The 19,498-nt window shown below is 39.4% G+C and carries 23 protein-coding genes and 1 other annotated feature; of the genes, 13 read left to right on the forward strand and 10 right to left on the reverse strand.

Features of this window, described 5'->3' with window-relative positions; genetic code table 11:
* Positions 1–78: 78 nt before the first annotated feature.
* The gene (locus tag AC0VYJ_RS04510) at positions 79–903 is read left to right on the forward strand and encodes a DUF368 domain-containing protein (RefSeq protein ID WP_475366641.1); all 825 of its coding nucleotides are present in this window, start codon (positions 79–81) and stop codon (positions 901–903) included.
* 45 nt (positions 904–948) lie between these two features.
* On the opposite strand, the gene AC0VYJ_RS04515 is transcribed toward AC0VYJ_RS04510, so the two are convergent.
* The 3 genes from AC0VYJ_RS04515 to AC0VYJ_RS04525 are packed head-to-tail and all read right to left on the reverse strand — an operon-like array spanning position 949 to position 3,733.
* Positions 949–1,395, reverse strand: a complete 447-nt coding sequence (locus tag AC0VYJ_RS04515; RefSeq protein WP_475366642.1) for a GtrA family protein — start codon at positions 1,393–1,395, stop codon at positions 949–951.
* A 16-nt stretch (positions 1,396–1,411) separates the two neighbouring features.
* A complete protein-coding gene (locus AC0VYJ_RS04520) occupies positions 1,412–2,554 on the reverse strand; it encodes a glycosyltransferase family 4 protein (protein WP_475366643.1) in 1,143 nt (380 codons plus the stop codon).
* Between the two features lie 30 nt (positions 2,555–2,584).
* The gene (locus AC0VYJ_RS04525; RefSeq protein WP_475366644.1) at positions 2,585–3,733 is read right to left on the reverse strand and encodes an NAD-dependent epimerase/dehydratase family protein; all 1,149 of its coding nucleotides are present in this window, start codon (positions 3,731–3,733) and stop codon (positions 2,585–2,587) included.
* A gap of 433 nt (positions 3,734–4,166) precedes the next feature.
* Between AC0VYJ_RS04525 and AC0VYJ_RS04530 the strand changes: the two genes are divergently transcribed.
* Positions 4,167–5,345 carry an MFS transporter gene (locus AC0VYJ_RS04530; RefSeq protein ID WP_475366645.1) on the forward strand — a complete coding sequence of 393 codons (1,179 nt, stop codon included), beginning with the start codon at positions 4,167–4,169 and terminating at the stop codon, positions 5,343–5,345.
* 43 nt (positions 5,346–5,388) lie between these two features.
* Here AC0VYJ_RS04530 and AC0VYJ_RS04535 read toward each other — a convergent pair whose 3' ends face one another.
* Positions 5,389–5,577, reverse strand: coding sequence for a hypothetical protein (locus tag AC0VYJ_RS04535; RefSeq protein ID WP_475366646.1), 189 nt, complete (start codon positions 5,575–5,577; stop codon positions 5,389–5,391).
* A gap of 139 nt (positions 5,578–5,716) precedes the next feature.
* Here AC0VYJ_RS04535 and AC0VYJ_RS04540 point away from each other — a divergent pair, with 139 nt between their 5' ends.
* From AC0VYJ_RS04540 to tyrS, 5 genes are all read left to right on the forward strand, one after another.
* On the forward strand, positions 5,717–5,920 hold the full coding sequence (locus AC0VYJ_RS04540; RefSeq protein WP_475366647.1) for a helix-turn-helix transcriptional regulator: 204 nt from the start codon (positions 5,717–5,719) through the stop codon (positions 5,918–5,920).
* Between the two features lie 8 nt (positions 5,921–5,928).
* A complete protein-coding gene (locus AC0VYJ_RS04545) occupies positions 5,929–6,297 on the forward strand; it encodes a permease (RefSeq protein WP_430243895.1) in 369 nt (122 codons plus the stop codon).
* 76 nt (positions 6,298–6,373) lie between these two features.
* Positions 6,374–6,724: a hypothetical protein gene (locus AC0VYJ_RS04550; RefSeq protein ID WP_430243802.1), complete on the forward strand. Its 351-nt coding sequence runs from the start codon at positions 6,374–6,376 to the stop codon at positions 6,722–6,724.
* Between the two features lie 376 nt (positions 6,725–7,100).
* A complete protein-coding gene (gene hemH, locus AC0VYJ_RS04555; protein WP_194220378.1) occupies positions 7,101–8,036 on the forward strand; it encodes a ferrochelatase in 936 nt (311 codons plus the stop codon).
* A gap of 128 nt (positions 8,037–8,164) precedes the next feature.
* Positions 8,165–8,388: a binding site (T-box leader), on the forward strand.
* Positions 8,389–8,444: 56 nt separating this feature from the next.
* Positions 8,445–9,692: a tyrosine--tRNA ligase gene (gene tyrS, locus AC0VYJ_RS04560; protein WP_475366648.1), complete on the forward strand. Its 1,248-nt coding sequence runs from the start codon at positions 8,445–8,447 to the stop codon at positions 9,690–9,692.
* Between the two features lie 37 nt (positions 9,693–9,729).
* Here the strand turns inward: tyrS and AC0VYJ_RS04565 are convergent, their stop codons facing one another.
* Together AC0VYJ_RS04565 and AC0VYJ_RS04570 are read right to left on the reverse strand one after the other, a co-directional pair.
* Positions 9,730–10,488 carry a FixH family protein gene (locus tag AC0VYJ_RS04565; RefSeq protein WP_475366649.1) on the reverse strand — a complete coding sequence of 253 codons (759 nt, stop codon included), beginning with the start codon at positions 10,486–10,488 and terminating at the stop codon, positions 9,730–9,732.
* A 242-nt stretch (positions 10,489–10,730) separates the two neighbouring features.
* A complete protein-coding gene (locus AC0VYJ_RS04570) occupies positions 10,731–11,537 on the reverse strand; it encodes a GNAT family N-acetyltransferase (RefSeq protein WP_430243796.1) in 807 nt (268 codons plus the stop codon).
* A 115-nt stretch (positions 11,538–11,652) separates the two neighbouring features.
* On the opposite strand from AC0VYJ_RS04570, the gene AC0VYJ_RS04575 reads away from it, so the two are divergent.
* Complete coding sequence (locus tag AC0VYJ_RS04575) at positions 11,653–12,333, forward strand: HAD family hydrolase (protein ID WP_475366650.1); 681 nt, start codon at positions 11,653–11,655, stop codon at positions 12,331–12,333.
* A 4-nt stretch (positions 12,334–12,337) separates the two neighbouring features.
* Here the strand turns inward: AC0VYJ_RS04575 and AC0VYJ_RS04580 are convergent, their stop codons facing one another.
* On the reverse strand, positions 12,338–12,865 hold the full coding sequence (locus AC0VYJ_RS04580) for an isochorismatase family protein (RefSeq protein ID WP_430243792.1): 528 nt from the start codon (positions 12,863–12,865) through the stop codon (positions 12,338–12,340).
* Positions 12,866–13,040: 175 nt separating this feature from the next.
* On the opposite strand from AC0VYJ_RS04580, the gene AC0VYJ_RS04585 reads away from it, so the two are divergent.
* Complete coding sequence (locus AC0VYJ_RS04585) at positions 13,041–13,460, forward strand: organic hydroperoxide resistance protein (RefSeq protein ID WP_194220382.1); 420 nt, start codon at positions 13,041–13,043, stop codon at positions 13,458–13,460.
* An 81-nt stretch (positions 13,461–13,541) separates the two neighbouring features.
* On the opposite strand, the gene AC0VYJ_RS04590 is transcribed toward AC0VYJ_RS04585, so the two are convergent.
* Positions 13,542–14,381: a transporter substrate-binding domain-containing protein gene (locus tag AC0VYJ_RS04590; protein ID WP_475366651.1), complete on the reverse strand. Its 840-nt coding sequence runs from the start codon at positions 14,379–14,381 to the stop codon at positions 13,542–13,544.
* Between the two features lie 248 nt (positions 14,382–14,629).
* Between AC0VYJ_RS04590 and AC0VYJ_RS04595 the strand changes: the two genes are divergently transcribed.
* From AC0VYJ_RS04595 to AC0VYJ_RS04605, 3 genes are all read left to right on the forward strand, one after another.
* Positions 14,630–14,863: a hypothetical protein gene (locus AC0VYJ_RS04595; protein ID WP_475366652.1), complete on the forward strand. Its 234-nt coding sequence runs from the start codon at positions 14,630–14,632 to the stop codon at positions 14,861–14,863.
* A 197-nt stretch (positions 14,864–15,060) separates the two neighbouring features.
* On the forward strand, positions 15,061–16,650 hold the full coding sequence (locus AC0VYJ_RS04600; protein WP_430243787.1) for a BCCT family transporter: 1,590 nt from the start codon (positions 15,061–15,063) through the stop codon (positions 16,648–16,650).
* Positions 16,651–16,788: 138 nt separating this feature from the next.
* The gene (locus tag AC0VYJ_RS04605) at positions 16,789–17,142 is read left to right on the forward strand and encodes a hypothetical protein (RefSeq protein ID WP_303530348.1); all 354 of its coding nucleotides are present in this window, start codon (positions 16,789–16,791) and stop codon (positions 17,140–17,142) included.
* 83 nt (positions 17,143–17,225) lie between these two features.
* Here AC0VYJ_RS04605 and AC0VYJ_RS04610 read toward each other — a convergent pair whose 3' ends face one another.
* Both AC0VYJ_RS04610 and AC0VYJ_RS04615 read right to left on the reverse strand, forming a co-directional pair.
* Positions 17,226–18,035, reverse strand: a complete 810-nt coding sequence (locus AC0VYJ_RS04610; protein WP_430243784.1) for a ZIP family metal transporter — start codon at positions 18,033–18,035, stop codon at positions 17,226–17,228.
* A 180-nt stretch (positions 18,036–18,215) separates the two neighbouring features.
* Positions 18,216–18,788 carry a thioredoxin family protein gene (locus AC0VYJ_RS04615; RefSeq protein WP_475366653.1) on the reverse strand — a complete coding sequence of 191 codons (573 nt, stop codon included), beginning with the start codon at positions 18,786–18,788 and terminating at the stop codon, positions 18,216–18,218.
* Positions 18,789–18,939: 151 nt separating this feature from the next.
* Here AC0VYJ_RS04615 and AC0VYJ_RS04620 point away from each other — a divergent pair, with 151 nt between their 5' ends.
* On the forward strand, positions 18,940–19,497 hold the full coding sequence (locus AC0VYJ_RS04620; protein ID WP_430243780.1) for a tyrosine-type recombinase/integrase: 558 nt from the start codon (positions 18,940–18,942) through the stop codon (positions 19,495–19,497).
* The last annotated feature ends 1 nt before the right edge of the window (position 19,498 follow it).

The raw sequence follows: 19,498 nt of genomic DNA on the forward strand, positions 1-19,498 counted from the left end.
ATAAAAATGCTCGGTTAATAAGAGGGTATATATGGGTAATGTAGGTACTAGACATAAAGCAAAAGGAGAAACGTGATCATGTTTGTATGGCGCAATATTTATCGAGGATTATTAATGGGCGTAAGTGATTTAATCCCTGGCGTAAGCGGTGGTACGATTGCCATGGTGCTTGGCATTTATAGAAGACTGATTAGCGGTATTAATGGATTGATGAGTAAGAATTGGAAAAAAGAACTTGGGTTTTTTATTCCCCTTTTAATAGGCGTAGGACTTGCTTTACTGCTCGTTAGTCAGCTTATGGAGAAACTGCTCGAGCATTATCCACAGCCTACGTTCTTTTTCTTTATTGGCTTAATTATTGGGGTTGTCCCTTTTTTATTAAAAAAAGTAGACTATAAGAAAACGTTCGAGCCTTTCCATTATGGATTGTTAATTGTAGCGGCGATTTTAATTGCTTCCACTTTGTTTCTAAAAGGGGATGGATCAGGAGAGGTGATGAAATCGTTAAGTATGGTTGATTACATCATTCTGTTTTTCTCTGGCTGGTTAGCTAGTACAGCGATGATTCTTCCTGGAGTAAGTGGCTCTTTTGTCTTATTACTGCTTGGGTCATATCAGACTGTTATCCATGGTCTTTCATCGTTTCAAATTCCCCTCTTACTAACGGTAGGAGCAGGCATTATTATTGGATTAAGCTTAACAGGTAAGGTCATTGCTCACTTACTTTCAAAATATACGGTTTCGACTTATGCCGTTATGATTGGTTTAGTGATCGGCTCAGTCGTTGTGTTGTATCCAGGATTTCAGTCAGATGTTGGACTTGCGGTAGCGAGCCTCTTAACATTATTGGGGGGACTTGGCGCAGCTATAGTACTTGGAAAAATTGAACATAAGGAAGAATAACAAAAACCGCAGGAAAACCTGCGGTTTTTGTGTGTCTTATTGCTCTTATTGCTTTGGTTTTGTATGAGGAAACACAAGATGTTTCATCATAAAGAAGCTTGAAGCAGAAGAGAGGAACATGGCTAGTCCTTTTGAAATATTACGTTCAATGTAGCGTGGCAGCGTGATCCATTCGAATATCAAGAGAGCGCCATAAAAGACAAGGTTGCTAATACCAAGTGCGATGATGGCCTGAACTAGAAATAACAGCACCTGTTTTTTGTCATGGATCGCTTTTGAAGGGAACGTGAGCTTGGCATTCCAGAAATAGCTGTTAATGATCGCCAGAACGTATGAAATTGTGTTGTACATAATAAGCTGGATTCGATCATCTGTTGGAAATAACAGCATGAGCAGGTTTAAAGCACCTATATCAACTAGTGCATTCATCACACCAATTACACTGAAACTCATCACCTGTTTAGAACCCTTGCCAATTCTCTGCTGCTTCATATACTCATCCTTCTATCTATTGAATCGCCTGCTGCTGTTCTTCTTGCTTTTGCTCAATGGCGGACTCATAGAAATCAAGTAGCTGTTGAGCTGGACCTCGCCAACCGTAATCTCTAGAATGCTCGTAAGCTTCTTTTGACATTTTTTCTAATAGCCCTTTTTCCTGAAGGCGATTAATGACTTCAGTGAGGTTACCGTTCGTTCCTGAACGATAGAGTAGACCTGTTGAACCATCCTCAACCTGTTCGTTCGTTGGACCAGATTCTGCGGCAATAACAGGAAGGCCACTTGCCATCGCTTCAAGTATGACAAGCCCGAGCGTTTCAGTCGTTGATGGAAACATAAACGCATCTGCAGAAGCATAAGCCCTTGCTAGCTCTTCTCCGTGTAGAAAACCAGTAAATGATACGTTATCAAGATGACCAAAGTTCTTTTCAAGTTCACCTCGATAAGGGCCATCCCCAACAATCGCCAGGTGAGCATCTGGCTTGTCTTCAAGCATCGGAACGAGCGAATCGATTTCTTTCTCGAATGCAAGTCTTCCGACAAAGAGGAGAAGGGTTTTATCTGGATTGTCGTTTGATAACCGGCGTCTCATATTGCTGTCACGAAGTTCAGGATTAAAGCGTTCAGTATCAACACCGCGTTTCCACAAATGCATGTTATAGAAGTTTTGTTCATTTAACTCTTCTAATATGGCTTGTGACGTACAGAGGTTAATATCCGCTTTGTTGTGCATTCTTCTGAAGTGCCACCAGAGAAGAGGTTCCGACCATGACATATTGTAGTGATCAGCGTATTTAGGAACGTGAGTATGATAAGAAGCAATAAGCGGAACCCCTAGTTTCTTACCATACTTGATACCAGAATAGCCCATAAAAGCCGGATTAACGACATGTACAAGATCAGGATCAAACTCCTCTAAATAGGTTTTAATCACACGAGTTGGCATGCCGAATTTCCGATGTTTATATAGAAAGAATGTACGAGGCTGAACTCCATCAAAACGAATATTCCGATAGCTGCGCACTCCTAAATCTGGAGCAATGACCTGAATATCATGCCCTTGATCAATTAAATAATCGATCGATGCACGAAGTCTTGTCACCACGCCATCTGTTGAAGGAAGGAATGTCTCTGTTACGATGGATATTTTCATAAGAACACCTCAGTTAGTATTGTGCATCTTTTACTTCCAGGTCACGTTAGGAAGAACGTTTTCTTTCAGTACGCGGTCTTTGTATTTGAGAGCTGTATCAAGCGTTCTCGAAATGTGTTCATCTGTTAAAAGAGAAGGCTCAAGACCAAGATCAATTAAGCTCGTGTTTACAGCGTGATAGTAGTGCTCTTCTTTCTCAACACGAGGATTCTCAAGGTGATCGATGTTAACTTTGAGTCCTTTAGCTTCAGCTACACGCTGAACTTTCTCAGCCAGTTCAAGTACAGAAAACTCTTCAGTAAACTGATTGAACACACGGAATTCTCCTTTGTCGGCCGGGTTTTCTGCTGCAATTTCTACACAGCGAATCGTGTCCTTAATGTTTAAGAAAGCGCGCGTTTGTTTACCAGATCCGTACACTGTTAAGTTATGGCCAATGGCTGCTTGAATGATGAAACGGTTAAGGGCTGTACCAAATACACCATCGTAATCAAGGCGATTGATTAAACCTTCATCAAGTTCATCTTCATCTGTATGAAGTCCATAAACAATTCCCTGATTTAAGTCTGTTGCACGAATGCCCCAAATTTTGCAGGCAAACTGAATGTTATGGCTATCATGTACTTTTGATAAATGATAGAACGATCCCGGCTGTTTCGGGAACGGAAGAACGTCTTCACGTCCTTTATGTTCTATTTTTATGTATCCTTCTTCGATATCTATGTTAGGCTGTCCATACTCACCCATTGTGCCCAATTTAATTAAGTGACAATCAGGTGTAACTTCTTTAATCGCATAGAGCACGTTCAAGTTACCAACAACGTTATTCGTTTGTGTAAATACCGCGTGCTCACGATCGATCATAGAATATGGTGCTGAGCGCTGTTCAGCAAAGTGAACAAATGCTTCGGGCTGTACTTGCTTGAAGATTTCTTTTAAGAAGTCATAGTGCATCAAATCACAATCATACGTTGTGATATGCTTACCTGATTTTTCTTCCCATAATTTCACTCGTTCTTCAAGGGGTAAGATGGGGGTGAGTGAGTTCGATTGAAGCTCATCATCCCATTTACGGCGTACCATGTTATCAATGATCGTAACCTCATGGCCCTGTTTTGATAAGTAAAGTGCGGTTGGCCACCCACAGAAACCATCTCCGCCTGCTACAATAATTCTCATAGATTTTACCTCCATCACAATGGTCGATTTAGTTGTAGATATCCTTGCTTTATCAAATATTTACGATAGCATTCCTCAAGATGGCATTCAACTCGCAACAATCAATTTACGAAATCTTTAAACCAATCCGAAAATGTATCATTATTTCTTTCCCTAAAAAGAGTATCACTACACCTTTTAGTTTGCATGAAACGCTTCATAAAAACAATTAATTAATTTAGAAAATTCAAAACGGTCATTTTAGGAATATGGTAAAATAATAAAAAATGCTATCAAACGAATTATCTCATCATAACGCCTACTATTTTTTCATTCATATTAGCAACTGTTATCTGGACATTTAAAGACATTGAAGAATAGGAGTGATTTTCCCTATGTAAACTGACTACCCTTTAGTTCATTTGTAAGACCAAAATAAAAAGGGGTAGTTATGATGAGACTACGTTCATTTCGTTTCTTGTGGATTGGCCAGGGGTTTGCCAACACGGGAGATGTTCTATATATTGTGGCGCTAATAGCTGTTCTTTATCAATCAACAGGTTCAGCACTTTATCTTTCCCTGCTACCATTTACTATTACGATCGCTCGATTTGTAAGTGGAATGTGTGCACCGCTAGTCTTGAACCGCTTTTCGTTAAAAGGATTACTAGTCGGATCACAATGTATAAAGACAGTGTTGTTGGGGATGCTTGGCTTGTCTTTATGGCTTTTTGATCCTTCAATACTGATTATTTTAGTTCTTGTTTTTATCATCGCTTTTCTTGATGGGTGGGCCGCACCTGCTCGAAATGCCATGCTCCCTCAACTCGTTACGGAGGATGAGCTTGCGAAAGCGAATAGTTTTGTAGCGGTTGTTGATCAGTCCATTCAATTTGGCGGTTGGGCACTCGGTGGTATTCTTGTAGCAGCAACGTCAGGCTCCTTCGTTATATGGGTTACCTTTGTGATGTACGTGATTTCCACACTGATGATGGGGTTAATTGTTGTGAGGGATCACAGAGAAAGGAAGACGAAAATTCATATGATGAGCGGATGGAGGTTGATTTGGAAGCATCCTGTTCTGCGTATATTTCACATTATGATTTTTATTGAAGCGATAGCAAATGTCGTTTGGATTGCTGCTATCCTTTATATTTTTGTCGAAGAAGTTCTTATGAAATCAGAAGCGTGGTGGGGATATCTTAATGCGTGCTTTTTCATCGGCTTGATAGCAGGTGGAATGGCCGTATCCAAATACACGAATTGGTTTGAACGTTATATGAAAGAAACGCTTCTCGCCACGTGCTTCGCGATTAGTATTTTAACGTTTGTTTTTGGTTTAATAAGTGTTCCTGTGATTGCACTTCTGTTAACTGTGCTCTCAGGAATGGTGGAACAAATAAAATCAATTGCGATGGTGACATTCATCCAAAAGAAATGCCCGAAAGATTCACTTCCTGAAGTTTTTAGCGCTCAAAGCGCTCTGATATCCATTACGTTTGGTCTTGGCTCTTTGCTATACGGTTTTCTTGCTGAGACGATTAGTGTTCCATTTGTTTTTGCTTTATCAGGAGTTTTACTATTAGCATCGGCTTTTTACTTATTGAAGAGCATGCACTACTTAACAGAATAATAAAGTAGAGCCCCTTTGCTAGCAAAGGGGCAGTTTAAGTTGGTTATCGATTTTTGTCCTTATTCCCCGTTACATCAATGGCAGGTGTATTGTTTCCGAGGTAGCTCGTGGGTTGAGCTGGTTCTTCGCCATAGAAGTCTTCATTGATCTTTTCATCAACATTGACAGGTGCTTGTCCTTTGTAAAATGAATCGTTTATCTTTTTGTTTGCTTGTGTTGTGTCACGCTTCATTTTTTACCTCCTGATTTCGTTAGGATCTTTCTAGCATGTGTAGTGAATGGAGGATTATGATTCATCTCGATGTAAAGTAAGCTTTACGTAAAGTGAGCTTTACCTTATAATGTAAATGAGAAGTGAGGAGGCTTTTTAGTTGAAAAATGTACTCCGTGAGAAAAGAACAGAACAAGGGTATTCCCAGGATCGCCTAGCCGAAATACTTGGTGTATCAAGGCAAACGATTATTTCAATTGAGAAAGGAAAGTACAATCCATCTTTACCGCTCGCACTTGAAATGGCGAGGTTGTTTGGAACGATTGTGGAGGAGATTTTTTATTTGGATTCTGAGGGGGATTAGAAGTGGCAATGAATAAAACGTATATCGGATTTGGCGTCTTTTTTGCGTTGAATGCTTTATTACTGATTAGTGTTGGTCTTGGCACAGGAAATGAACCTATTCCTGCAAGTTATATGATGATGAGTATGTCTATTATGACCTTTTGCTTAAGCTATCTTCAGCCGCAGTTTAAGGCACGGGACGAGCGAAGTCGAATGATTCGAGAGAAAGGGATGTTTTATTCGTACTTTGCTGTACTAGGTTATATCATGGTGTTTCTTTTTCTTCTACAATTCAACATAGTGAATATTAGCTCAGTAACAGTGCTGAGTGCATTAGCCGCCATGCTGATTAGCACAGTCTTTGTTTCCATGGTGATCGTCGCTAAAAGACATTAATTTTTATCACGATGATTAAAGATGGCAAGAATCGGGAAACCCTTTTTGTGAGATCATAAAAAGGAGTTGGATTGACATGAGTAAATCATTACAAGCTTATTTTACAACAGAGAACGATGCAGAGAGTGCAAAAGCTGATTTGCAGGCTTATTCGGTAAGTCAATTGTCAGTTGAACATATTCCAGAAGATCAAAAGCTTAGTATCGATACACCAGTTCAGGGACAGGGAACTGCTACCCCGGCTGGAGCGAATAACGATTTGTTTTTCTCTAATGAAACGCCAACAGGCAAGCAAGAAGAAAATGCTGATCCATCTGAGGAAGCGGACAGAGAGTTTCGCTACGTGTTAGTTTTTAATACAGAAGAGCAAGACGACACGGATCTGCGTGAAGTTGTATCGAAGCATAATGGCGCAATGGAAAAATAGATAAATTGGAAAAAGCTGCGCAATGATGCGCAGCTTTTTTTTGTGGGGGGAAGCGGGGGTCACGCACCTAACCCCAGCTTCACTACCGCGTTATTCAACCACAGTATGAAATCTGAAAATGGTGGATAGGATGAAATAGAAGTGGAGGAAGAGAAAGACAGAACGCTTAATGTTCGCTATACTGTGATAGGAAGCGCATCGGAAGTGGCAAAATACATAAAGGTTTGCTTCAATAGGAGTGACACAAAACGTTACGAATTTATAGTCAGATTCCTTTGATTCAGGGGAGAAAAAAAGGTATACTGATACCTAGATGATAATGATTATAAAAAGATAGTTTATTTAATTAATCACTGTATGAGAGGGGAACACATTCATGGCTAAAAAGACAATGGGATTACTTGTAATGGCGTATGGAACGCCTTATAAAGAAGAGGATATTGAACGTTATTACACACATATTAGAAGAGGCCGCAAGCCATCTGACGAGCAGCTAAAAGATCTTCAGGACCGATACAAAGCAATTGGTGGAATATCGCCACTTGCCAAAATTACGGAAGATCAGGCGAAAGGGCTTGAAGCTCACCTTAATGAAATTCAAGATGAAATTGAGTTTAAGCTTTATATCGGATTAAAGCATATCGAGCCTTTTGTAGAAGATGCGGTACAGCAAATGCACAATGATGGTATTGAAGAAGCCGTTAGTATTGTGTTGGCGCCTCACTTCTCTACATTTAGTATCAAATCTTATAATGGACGAGCAAAAGAAGAAGCTGGAAAACTAGGTGGCCCAGTTATTCATTCTGTTGAGAGCTGGTATGACGAGCCTAAATTTATCTCTTATTGGGCGAAGCGTATTAAAGAGATATTTGAAGGGATGGCAGATCAAGAACGCGAGAAATCTGTCCTAATCGTTTCCGCGCACAGTTTACCTGAAAAAATCATTGCAAATGGAGACCCTTATCCAGACCAATTGAAAGAAACGGCAGATCTTATCGTAGCAGAGTCAGGTGTGAAGAACGTGGCAATAGGATGGCAAAGTGAAGGGAACACTCCAGATCCATGGATTGGCCCAGACGTACAGGATTTAACAAGAGATCTTTATGAAAAACAAGGTTTTACATCGTTTGTTTATGCTCCAGTAGGATTCGTAGCCGATCACTTGGAAGTATTATTTGATAATGACTATGAATGTAAAGTTGTAACAGATGAAATCGGTGCAAATTATTATCGACCAGAAATGCCAAACGCACAGGAAGAATTCATCGATATTCTTTCAACTGTCGTGTTAAAAGAATTAAATAAACAATAATGAAAAAGGCGCAGTCTTGCAAGGCTGCGTTCTTTTTTGTGAGAAATTCCAAACTGCTTCTGAAGAAACAAATTGACAACTAGCGTAAAAGAAGATAAAGTAATGAGAAATTCATGCATCGTAAATAACAATAGGCTAGGAAGAGGAAGCAGTAGCGTGTTATGACGAGTAGTGTCAGAGAACCAGTGGTTGGTGTGAACTGGTACAGTCTAACCGTGAATTACCCCTCAGAGCCTTCTTGATGAACAGAGTGATCTAACTAGTCAGGAACGGGAAAACCGTTATCGTATTCGAGCCGGAAGAAGTTATTTCTTCAATCAGGGTGGTATCGCGTGTAAGCCACGTCCCTACTATATAGAGGGGACGTGGCTTTTCATATGAAATTTAATAATTAGGAGGTCGACAGGAATGAACTCAATCATGGATCAATTAACAGAAGAACAAAGAAAGGAAATGGAAAGGCAATATGTGGTTTATACACATGGAACGAGTCAAGTCATTCCTGGAGATGAACTTAAGCATAAAATAGCCACTTCGATTTTTAAGAATAAGCCACTTAAAGTGAAATTGGGTCTTGATCCTTCTGCGCCCGATGTCCATGTTGGTCACACCGTTGTGTTAAATAAGTTAAGGCAGTTTCAAGAAAATGGCCATATCATCCAACTCATTATTGGAGACTTTACAGGTAAAATTGGTGATCCTACTGGAAAATCAACAGCAAGAGTGCAGCTAACGGATGAAGAGGTGAAACGAAATGCTGGAACTTATCTTGAGCAGTTTGGTAAGGTTCTTGATCAAAGCAAAGTGGAGCTCCACTACAATGCGGCGTGGCTATCTGAACTAAAGTTTGAAGACGTTATTGAACTCGCTGGAAAAATAACGGTTGCTCGTTTACTTGAGCGCGATGATTTTGAAAATCGAATGAAGGCGAATAAGCCTGTCTCGCTTCATGAGTTCTTTTACCCTTTAATGCAGGGCTATGATTCTGTTCATCTTGAAAGTGATATTGAGCTCGGTGGAAATGATCAATATTTCAACGTTTTAATGGGGCGTCACCTTCAAGAGCAGTTCGGAAAAGAGAAGCAAGTCGTCTTAATGATGCCTCTTCTAGAGGGATTAGACGGGATTGAAAAAATGTCTAAATCCAAAGGGAATTACATTGGGATTACAGAGAAGCCATCAGAGATGTATGGAAAAGCGATGTCGATTCCTGATGAGCTGGTCGTCAAATATACCGAATTAATCACGGATCTATCTCTAGAGGAAAAGCTTACGGTTCGTAAAGAAATTGAACAAGAAGAAATCCATCCAAGAACAGCTAAAATGAATTTAGCTAAGACGATCGTTCGCATGTTTCATGGAGAAAATGCTTCTGAAAAAGCAGAAGTGGAGTTTCAACAAATCTTTCAGCAAAAGCAGCTTCCAACCGATATTGAGGAAGTCATATGGGATGGAGATCGGATGGTAACTGTGCCAACATTGATCGCTAAACTAGGCATGCTACCTTCAACAAGTGAAGCTAGACGAATGGTGAAGAATGGCGGTATTAAGCTAAATGAGGTAAAAGTAACAGAAGTGAATGAGGAAATTGAAGTGAAAAATGGATTGGTCATTCAAGTGGGCAAAAGGAAATTCAAGAAAATAAAACTAGCATAGTAAAAATTTCCCCCTCGAATAGAGGGGGAGGATTTTATTATTCTGTAATGGTGACACTTTCTTCGGTATGTTCATGAAGACCTTCATCGTTCTCTACATGGATGGTAACGGTGTAGTCACCAGCTTCTTTAAAAGAAGTCGTTCCTTCATATTCCCCATCCTTCATTTCTTCAGCGTCAACCCACTCAGCTTTTTCTTCATCTACTTTCGAAATTTCAAAGCGAACGTCAGCACCAGTTAAGGCTTCTTCGTCTTTTTGAAGGTGTGCCATGAACGAAACATCTTCATTCGCTTTTATCTCTTCGGGCTTCATAAGATGGATGGATACGTCGCTTTCGTGTTCGTGCGCGTGTTCATCAGTTTCAGAAGCAGCTTCTTCTTCAGAACCGACCATCATTTCATTTTTCGGCATCGTATGTAGGTCACGAGCTGTCACGTGAGATTGAACGAAGTATTTACCAGCATCGTCGAGTTCCTTTTCAGCAGTATAAACGCCTTCACCATCATGAGAAGCTTCGATCATTTCACTATCTTCTTTGGAGCCTTCTTTCCATACTTCAAACATAACTTCGTCAGCATCGTCTACCTTTTCATCACCCTGTGTAACCGTTGCAGAAAAAGTAATCTTTTCACCTTTTTCTACTTTTTCAGGAGTATCTAGTGCAACATCAAGTGTTTCGACCTGAGTTTCCTCTGCCGTCGAGGCGTTGTTAGACTCATTTGCATTATCCTGTCCGCACGCTGCTAGCACCATAGAAATGCTAAGGATAGATACCCACGATCCGATTTTTTTCATAACAATTTTTCCTTCCCTTCATTTCTTACGTCCATTTCTGAATAAACAGTATGGCCACTTCAGTAATCTTGTAAACCTTTATCCACACTTTAATAGTAAGAAAGTTATAACCTAATCTCAAGGCTAATTCATGAATAGTTGTGTCTAGCTGGCAACAAAAGAGATTGATAGAAGTTTTATACGATTGAATTTAAAAGAGACAATAAAAAAACGATCCTTATTGAAAGCAAGGATCGGAGAGATTAAACAAGAGCTTCTTTTGTTTCAAAATGAATCATCATCCATTTCTCGATATCTTGAAAGCCTATTCGCTTGTAAATGTTTCCTGCCTCTGGATTATCATAGAAAAGACATAGGACTTTTCCTTCCTTAAGGACGTCATAACAAAGCTTACTTGTACATTTTGAAGCATAGCCTTTTCGTTTATAATTTGCCAATGTACAAACACCAACGATCATCGCTGATTGAGAATTTTCTGCTGCGGTAGAAGCTGCTGACACAGGCTTCCCATCCTCCTCAATAAAGTATGTTCTTGATACTCCTTTTTCCTGATTTCGTCGCTTTTCTTCTACGGTCTCAGATGAGTCAAACTCACCAATTTGTTCATGAAGAGAATGGATGTGACTTAGGTCAAGCGATGAAGCGACTTGTACATTGGTGATGTTATCGAGGGCAAGTTCGTTAGTACTCTCACATTTCGCATAGAACAATTCACGACTTGAGCGAAAAGGATGGGAAACAAAGGGTTGTATTTGACTTGTGACCCGTTTAAGTCCTGACATCATAAAGAAATCGCTGTCTTCTGAAATCACTTTTGCAAAACCTTTTGCGTCAAAATCCTCAGGTGCAAACGGAATATAGTTTTTTTCATATTTTAATAAAACAGCTCGCAATGTACCATCCTCTAAGAAATCACCCCAAAGCTTCTGGAAAGGTTGATCATACCCATAAGCTTCAATATCTCCTAAAATGAACAAGTTCTCTGCAGCGTGTGGTGTTAATAAGGAGAGGCATTGAAGATGATCATTTTCAGTTAATCTTCTAATCAATTGATAGTTTCCCCCTTTCTAATTCTAACAACCAATTTTACATAAAATAACACAAAAGTAAATAGATTATGAAAATTTATGCTAATCTAAAAATATAGTGGGATTTAGAAAGGAAATGAGGCAATTGATAAAAGGGATTCTTTTTGATTTTGATGAGACGCTTTTGAATAGGAAAGACTCAGTGAATATCTTTATTCATGACCAATATAAACGCTACCTCACATCTTTAGCAGACATAGAGGAAGAACAGTTTTGCTCACGTTTCATTACTTTAGATAACAATGGGTATACGTGGAAAGATCGCGTTTACGAACAGCTAGTAGATGAATATGAACTAACAATATCTTCAGAAGCGCTTCTAGAGGATTATATTTGTTCCTTTCACCTTCATTGTAAACCTTTCAATGGTTTGATCGATATGCTAGATCGCTTAAAAAGCAGTGGGTACTTACTTGGTTTAATCACCAATGGAAAAACAGCATTCCAGTATAGAAATATTAGTGCTCTGGGAATTGAAAACCATTTTGACGTTATTCTTATTTCTGAACAAGAGGGCGTGAAAAAACCAGAGAAAGTGATTTTCCAGCGTAGCCTTGAGCGGCTTGATTTAAAAGCTTCTCAAACCGTTTTTATAGGGGATCATAAGATAAATGATATAAAGGGTGCTAGTGACGCTGGAATGAAAACAATATGGAAGAAAGGGTTCAATACATCCGAAGAGTTAGGAGACGCCTCGATCCAATCGTTATTAGAAATTCCACAAGTGTTGAATGAGTGGAAGCGATTAGGCATGTAGAAATTTAGCGTAATCTATCAACAAATTGATCTGTTGAGATCGGATCTGCAAACCATTGAAGTGTCTGGTTATGATGCTGGATGATTTTTTTAGCGTTTAGTAGAGACGTATCCCAAGTACTGTGAGCATCTTCAATTAAACTGATAGAAAATCCTTTACTATAGGCGCTCCTACATGTTGAATCTACACAAACTTCTGTTTGAATACCAGTTATAAGAAGATGATTGATGTTTTTAGAATGGAGTTTTTCTTCCAGGCGAGTGAGATGAAAGGCATCTGGTGTTGTTTTGTAAATCACTTCATCTTCCTTTTCGATGGTGAAAAAGGGATGAAGCTCCCAATCAATCGTGTTCCGCTTTAGGTGATTTCCATTTGTTTCATGCTGGATATAGTAAACTGGTATGCGTTCTGATTTAGCGGAGGCTGTGATTTTTTTTAAGTTGTATAGTAGCCTGGCATCTTGGTAGACGGAAGACCCGCGATGAAACATTCCATTTTGGACATCAATGAGAAGCAGAGCAGTAGTGTTCAATCATATTCCCCCTTAAATAAACGAACAAATGTTCTTGTTCAATCATACCCCGTATTTGAACGAAAATCAACCGATATATGGAATGAAAGCATGCATTTGTAAAAGTAAGACGTTTAAAAGAGAGGAGAAACGGGGACATTTTAATTGTATGCAAATTAGAAGGAGCTGATATTCAATGAGTAATGTAATGTTTACTTCACAAGCAACTGCAGAAGGCGGACGTAATGGACAAGTTAAATCTTCGGACGGTTTAATTGACTTAAATCTTGTTATGCCAACAGAAAAATCAAGCGAAACTGGCTCAAACCCTGAGCAACTGTTTGCTGCTGCTTATGCGGCTTGTTATGATGGTGCATTAAATCTTGTGGCATCTAAGAAGAAGATGGATATTGATTCGAAAATCACAGCAGATGTTAGCTTATTGAAAGATGAAGCTGACAATGGCTTTAAAATCGGCGCAGCTTTAAATGTAGAAATTAAAGGTGTAAGCCAAGAAGATGCAGAAATGCTCGCAAAAGAAGCTCACAAAGTATGCCCTTACTCCAAGGCAACGCGAGGCAACATTGATGTAGAAATTAATGCAAAAGCTGTGTAACAGATGAAAGCCGTTCTCCAACAAAGGAGAACGGCTTTTTTTCTTGTCTAAAATCTGCTTTTTAACTATAAGAGACGTAAGTTATTTTTGGAATTCAATATCTTCTGGGAGTTCTGTTACATCAGCCCCGTTAAAGAACGTCTTTGATAGATCACGAATCGTTCCATCTTCAAGCATTTCTTCAATTACTTCATTCACTTCAGTAATAAGCTTTTCGTTTTCCTTATTCATCAAAAGACCGCCTTCACTTGGCATATATTGAATAGCAGGGTGAATGGTAAGGTCAAGTTCAGGAAATGCCGCTAGAGCCAATCGCTGCAAGTAAACATCATTTAAAATGACATCGGTTCTTCCGTTGTCAACGTCGCGAAGGTATTGCTCATTTGTCGCATTATCATAGATTACTTCTTCAGCGCCTTTTTCCTTTGCGAGTTTCATGAAGTTCGTTGTAGCTGCACCGGCTGCTTTCTTTCCTTCTAAATCGTCGATTGAGTCTATACCAGATAGATCCTCCGCACGAACGATAGCCGTGCCGTAAGAATGTTTGTATGGCGTAGAAAGTGCAAATTTTTCTTTGCGCTCTTCTGTAATGCCGATATCATTAGCAGCCATATCGACTTTTCCTGTTTGAACAGCTGTCAGCATTCCGTCAAAACCCATTTCAACAAATTCCACTTCTAAATCCAAACGGTTGGCCAGTTCTTTCACAATTTCTACATCAAAGCCAGTTAAATCGTTTGTTTCTTGCTCATGATAAGAAGTTGGATAAAGTGTACCAGAAGTCGCTATTTTAATTGACTCAGCATCCTGGATCTCTTCCCAAGCAGTGTCTCTTTCTTCTTCAGAGCTATTATTGCTGCACGCTGCTAGAATTGATACAACTATCAAAACGAGCAACAGTAAAAAACGATTCGATCTCATGATCATGTCCCCCTTTTTTAAATCAGAACATTACCATAGCAAAGCAGCTTCGGCTTAAGCAAGAGATTTGTCCTAAATATTTCTAATTATAAGACTGGTGAGAGGGACTACCGTATAGGTTTGGATGAGAAGAATGATTCGGGCGAGACGTAATACCCAGTTTAGTTTATAGAAGATGGGGTAACTGTACCGTAATTAATTTTTTATGGAAGTTATTTCATTAATTCACTAACGGAAGGGGATTAGCTGTGAAACATTCTGTGGGGACTTTTACGCATCGGTATTCCGTTGTGCATCATCAAACACAGGTCGCGATTCAACATTCGAGACGATTATCTAAGAAGAAGATAGATATTCGGAAGCTTTCTCAAATGACCGGCTTTTCTGAAGAACAAATTCTTGAATCGATGGAGTTCAGTGATCCAAGTGTAAAAGTTTCTCGTCCGACTCTTCCTAAGCAAACCCTTTATTTGGATGTATAATAGAAGGTCACATAAGTGATGTTTGATTGAAATCGACTGCTAAAGTCGATTTTTTGTTTGTCTAAAATTTGGAGAAAAAAGGGTAAATCTGGTTAGTTTGAATTTTATAAGGGTAAATGATAATGTAGTCAGACTAGTGAAAAAATGATTGGGATATGTTGAATTTGATTTTGCTACCAATCTGAAAGGAGAGATCTATGAAAGAAAAGGAAAGTCAAAGAAAGAACCCGGTCTTTTGGGTATCGGGTATAGTCGTATTGTTACTTGTGATTTGGGGAGCTGTGGTACCTAAGTCATTTGCATCCGTAGCTAGCTCAGTTTACTCGTTTACAACGAATGCATTTGGCTGGTTTTACTTAATAGCGGTTATTTTCTTCGTGGTTTTTTGTTTCTATTTAGCTATTAGTAAATACGGTAAAATTCGCTTAGGTCCAGATGATGAGAAACCTCAATATCCATTCTTCACCTGGATTGGCATGCTGTTTAGTGCTGGTTTTGGGGTAGGTCTTGTTTTCTGGGGTGTCGCAGAGCCAATGACGCATTTCGCTAACCCACCAGCAGGTTTTGGTGTTGAAGGAGAGACAGAGCAGGCAGCAAAGCTTGCCATGCGCTATTCTTTTTTTCATTGGGGAATTCACCAGTGGTCGGTCTTTACGGTTGTAGGGCTTGTGATGGCTTATTTCCAATATAGAAAAGGTCGTAAAAGCTTAATCAGTGAAACGATTTCAAGTAAGTCTAAATCAGGAAGTAAGGCATCGTGGAAGAAGATCATTAACATTCTTGCGGTCATTGCAACCGTGATGGGTGTAGCCACATCACTTGGATTTGGTATTTTGCAAATCAATGGTGGGCTGGATTATATGTACGGACTTCCGCAAAATGCGGTCGTTCAAATTAGCATTACTGCCATTCTTTTCGTCTTGTATATGGCATCTTCAACTACAGGATTAAACAAAGGCATCAAGTACTTAAGTAATTTAAATTTGGCTTTAGCTCTTATCTTAATGCTATTCGTTCTTTTTCTTGGACCAACTGTTTTTATACTTGAGAGCTTTACATTAGCATTAGGTGGGTATATTCAGAAGTTCATTGAAATGAGTTTCTTTATGACCCCTTATCAAGGTGGAACATGGGTGAAAGAATGGACCGTGTTTTATTGGGCATGGGTCATTGCGTGGTCGCCATTTATTGGAGCTTTCGTTGCTCGTGTCTCTAAAGGACGTTCCATTCGCGAAATGATTTTTGGGGTTCTGATTGTCCCACCGTTTATTGCTATGGTGTGGATAGCTGTATTCGGAGGAGCGGCTTTCCATCTCGATCTATTTCAAGGAACAGCGATTGCCGATGCTGTTAATGAGGATGTGACAAGTGCATTATTCGTGACGCTTGAACAATTTCCGTTAACTCAGGTGTTATCGACGCTATCTATCTTTTTGATTTGCGTCTTTCTTGTTACTTCTGCGGATTCGGCTACTTTTGTTCTCGGTATGATGACCTCTGACGGTGATTTGAATCCTTCTTTATTTTCAAAGCTTGTTTGGGGAACGCTTATTGCTGCTATTTCAGCAGTATTGATTATTAGTAGTGGTCTTCAGGGACTTCAAACAGCTTCGCTTGTTGCTGCGTTACCGTTTACAGTAATCTTGATTATCATGTGCGTTAATCTGTTTAAATCATTACGTAATGAAGCGAAAGAAGCAGAAGGAAAAAGAGAAAAAACGTTACTAAAAAAATTAGCCGAAGCTTCTAAAGAGAAGAAAGAAAATCGTCAAAAACAATCTTCTTAAATTGTGATTTCCTCAGAAATTAAAAAGTAACTATATCCCTATTGCCTATGTTTCTTGTAGACTAAAGGTGTATGTGCTTAGTTTCGAGGTAGACTTAGGCTCCTATGTCACGAACTTGTGAACGAAAGAGGATTGAGAATGTCGGATATTTTATGGATTTTGTATCTTGGAGTACTTGGAGCACCAGCGATAGGATTTTTGTTAAAAGGAAAGTATAAGACCGCTTCAATGAAGATAGACTTTCTCGTGTCAGCAACAACTTGGACAGGGTTATTTGGATATGTTACTGAAATCAGCATAGGCCCAGCGCTATTATGGAAATTTGTTTTTTTCCTTGGTTTACTTTGGGATCTTCTATTTGTCCTCTACTTTGATCAAAGTGATGAAGCGATTGAGGGAATGAGTGAGAAAACAGTAAAGATGACAACCGTTATCTTTTCGATCATAATGCTTATTCCACTCTATTATGGACTATTTCGCTATGCATTTTAAAATGCTGTGCTAAAACCAGAAACAGTTACTAAAGGTATTAGAAAAGGCGCATCATCCTATTACGGATGATGCGCCTTTCTTTCTTAACCTAGTGCTACGTCAAGGACCATCATGACTGAAAAACCGATCATTAATGAGATGGATGCGATCTGCACATTCCCCTTTTCTTGTGAGCCAGGGATGATTTCTTTTGCTACTACGAAAATCATTGCTCCAGCAGCAAAGCTTAGTGCATACGGTAGTAAAGGTTGAATGTAGATAACCGCTAAGGCACCCACTACGGCAGAAATTGGCTCAACAATTCCTGATAGCTGCCCGTAGAAAAAGCTTTTGGCTCTGGACATACCGTCACCTCGAAGTGGAACAGCAACGGCGGTTCCTTCAGGGATATTTTGTATCCCGATACCGATTGCAAGCGCAATGGCACCAGCAAGTGTGGAGGTTGAAAATTCTGCAGCAACAGCTCCGAATGCTACACCAATAGCTAGACCTTCTGGAATATTGTGCATTGTAATGGAGAAAACAAGCATCGCTGTGCGGTGTTTTGCTTTTTTATCTTTAATTTCTTTAAAGTACAAATCCTCATTAATGTGAGGCAAGATGCGATCTACGAGAAGAAGGAAAAACCCTCCTAATAGAAAACCAACAACTGCAGGAATATAGCCTGGTACTCCTTGTTGTTCAGCCATTTCAATTCCGGGACTGAGCAGGGACCAAAAACTTGCAGCGATCATAACTCCGCCTGCGAATGCGAGCATACCATCAAAGACTTTCTGATTGACGGTTCTAGTAAAGAATACAAAAGATGCCCCAAGTGCTGTGGCGCCCCATGTAAACAACGTAAATAAGAATGCCTGTGTTACAGGGCTTAATCCAACAATCCAATCACCCATGAGTAAACTCTCCTTCTAAGAATCTATCTATTATTTCCTATCGTCATATTTTTTGCCTTCAGGAAAAATCTATACCCTCAAGTCTAATGCGACTGGTGTCGACTGTCAACATTAGTGAATTGCATAGAGCATTTTATAATGGCATGAAAAAAGCCCGGCATTTGCCAGGCTTTGGATTTATTATTTTGTGACTGTTACCGATTGACTCAGCATTGCGAGCATATCATCCTTTATATGCGTCCACATGTCATGATCAGTCGTAAAACGTTCAGTCGTTTCGCTTATAAAAGAAAGAAAGGCCTTTTTAAAGTTCGGATCTCCTTTTGGAGGAAGGGCCTGTTTGGCTTGGTCCACATAAGCTTGAACTTCAGGAGCACGTGGTCCCCATCTTCCAACTTCATTACCCTCTGAATCAATTAAAACGATGATTGGAATCGATCTCGCTGTTCCATTCGTTAAATAGAGATCCATCAATTCAAGATAGTTATCGCGGATAAAATATTTGCATTCTATTAAGGCCTCATTAGCCATTCTCATGAAAATAGGAAGGTTTACCATCGCATCACCGCACCAGTCAGCCGTTATCACAAGGGCACGTAGTTTCTCAGATTGAAGAGAATGAAGAAATTCAAGATTGGATTTTTCGAGCTCGAAATGATTGTAGATGGTTAATAAATCACCTTTATGCTCGTCCATACTATGAATGTATTGTTGCATCGTCATACCCTGGTCAAACCAATTTGTTAGATTCATTGAGAGCCCTCCTTTATTCCTACACAGTTATTATACTACGAAAGAGACACGAATTCCTTTTTACAGAGGAGCATTCTTTCAAAGAAGCATATCAATAGTGACATAACCTATGCTGTGATACAATTGAGTCACATTAAAGGATGTGATAAGAGTGAATGCCGTCGAAGCTATTCAAAATACAAAACAGATCTATCATTTAAAAGAAGCGTTAATAAATCGATCAAAACGAGATTATTTGCTTTTTATTCTCAGTATTAATACCGGTATTCGTTTAACACCTCTTTTACATCTCACTCTTCATGATGTTATGAACAATGAGTCTTTCAAAGATTATCTTGAATCCTCTATCACAGAAACTACAGATATTTACCTCAATACAGAAGTAAAGCGCGCGCTTACACGCTACATGGATAATCGACCTCAAAAGACAAACTATTATCTTTTTCATACGAAAAAAGACCCGACACACCCCATTACAAGACAGCAGGTTCATCGAATCTTATCCCAAGCTGGGAAAGAGGCGGGATTAGATCAACCGATTAGTTTCCATAGTTTAAGGAAAACATTTGGTTATCATGCCTTTCAACAGGGAGTTGCTGTGTCATTAATTCAGAAGATATATGGTCATGCAACTAGAAGTGAAACATTAAAATATATTGGTATAAATTCTGCTCAGATTCCGAAACTGAAAATTGATGTTCATTTATAGA

It is taken from the genome of Anaerobacillus sp. 63XJN7_5_ISO-PGPR-S23-430, from assembly GCF_056173695.1.

What these genes read in the sequence shown, in the direction of transcription:
- AC0VYJ_RS04510 (WP_475366641.1), top strand. Translation starts at nt 79, where the DNA reads ATGTTTGTATGGCGCAATATTTATCGAGGATTATTAATGGGCGTAAGT.
- AC0VYJ_RS04515 (WP_475366642.1), bottom strand. Translation starts at nt 1,395, where the DNA reads ATGAAGCAGCAGAGAATTGGCAAGGGTTCTAAACAGGTGATGAGTTTC.
- AC0VYJ_RS04520 (WP_475366643.1), bottom strand. Translation starts at nt 2,554, where the DNA reads ATGAAAATATCCATCGTAACAGAGACATTCCTTCCTTCAACAGATGGC.
- AC0VYJ_RS04525 (WP_475366644.1), bottom strand. Translation starts at nt 3,733, where the DNA reads ATGAGAATTATTGTAGCAGGCGGAGATGGTTTCTGTGGGTGGCCAACC.
- AC0VYJ_RS04530 (WP_475366645.1), top strand. Translation starts at nt 4,167, where the DNA reads ATGAGACTACGTTCATTTCGTTTCTTGTGGATTGGCCAGGGGTTTGCC.
- AC0VYJ_RS04535 (WP_475366646.1), bottom strand. Translation starts at nt 5,577, where the DNA reads ATGAAGCGTGACACAACACAAGCAAACAAAAAGATAAACGATTCATTT.
- AC0VYJ_RS04545 (WP_430243895.1), top strand. Translation starts at nt 5,929, where the DNA reads ATGAATAAAACGTATATCGGATTTGGCGTCTTTTTTGCGTTGAATGCT.
- AC0VYJ_RS04550 (WP_430243802.1), top strand. Translation starts at nt 6,374, where the DNA reads ATGAGTAAATCATTACAAGCTTATTTTACAACAGAGAACGATGCAGAG.
- hemH (WP_194220378.1), top strand. Translation starts at nt 7,101, where the DNA reads ATGGCTAAAAAGACAATGGGATTACTTGTAATGGCGTATGGAACGCCT.
- tyrS (WP_475366648.1), top strand. Translation starts at nt 8,445, where the DNA reads ATGAACTCAATCATGGATCAATTAACAGAAGAACAAAGAAAGGAAATG.
- AC0VYJ_RS04565 (WP_475366649.1), bottom strand. Translation starts at nt 10,488, where the DNA reads ATGAAAAAAATCGGATCGTGGGTATCTATCCTTAGCATTTCTATGGTG.
- AC0VYJ_RS04575 (WP_475366650.1), top strand. Translation starts at nt 11,653, where the DNA reads ATGAGGCAATTGATAAAAGGGATTCTTTTTGATTTTGATGAGACGCTT.
- AC0VYJ_RS04585 (WP_194220382.1), top strand. Translation starts at nt 13,041, where the DNA reads ATGAGTAATGTAATGTTTACTTCACAAGCAACTGCAGAAGGCGGACGT.
- AC0VYJ_RS04590 (WP_475366651.1), bottom strand. Translation starts at nt 14,381, where the DNA reads ATGAGATCGAATCGTTTTTTACTGTTGCTCGTTTTGATAGTTGTATCA.
- AC0VYJ_RS04600 (WP_430243787.1), top strand. Translation starts at nt 15,061, where the DNA reads ATGAAAGAAAAGGAAAGTCAAAGAAAGAACCCGGTCTTTTGGGTATCG.
- AC0VYJ_RS04605 (WP_303530348.1), top strand. Translation starts at nt 16,789, where the DNA reads ATGTCGGATATTTTATGGATTTTGTATCTTGGAGTACTTGGAGCACCA.
- AC0VYJ_RS04610 (WP_430243784.1), bottom strand. Translation starts at nt 18,035, where the DNA reads ATGGGTGATTGGATTGTTGGATTAAGCCCTGTAACACAGGCATTCTTA.
- AC0VYJ_RS04615 (WP_475366653.1), bottom strand. Translation starts at nt 18,788, where the DNA reads ATGAATCTAACAAATTGGTTTGACCAGGGTATGACGATGCAACAATAC.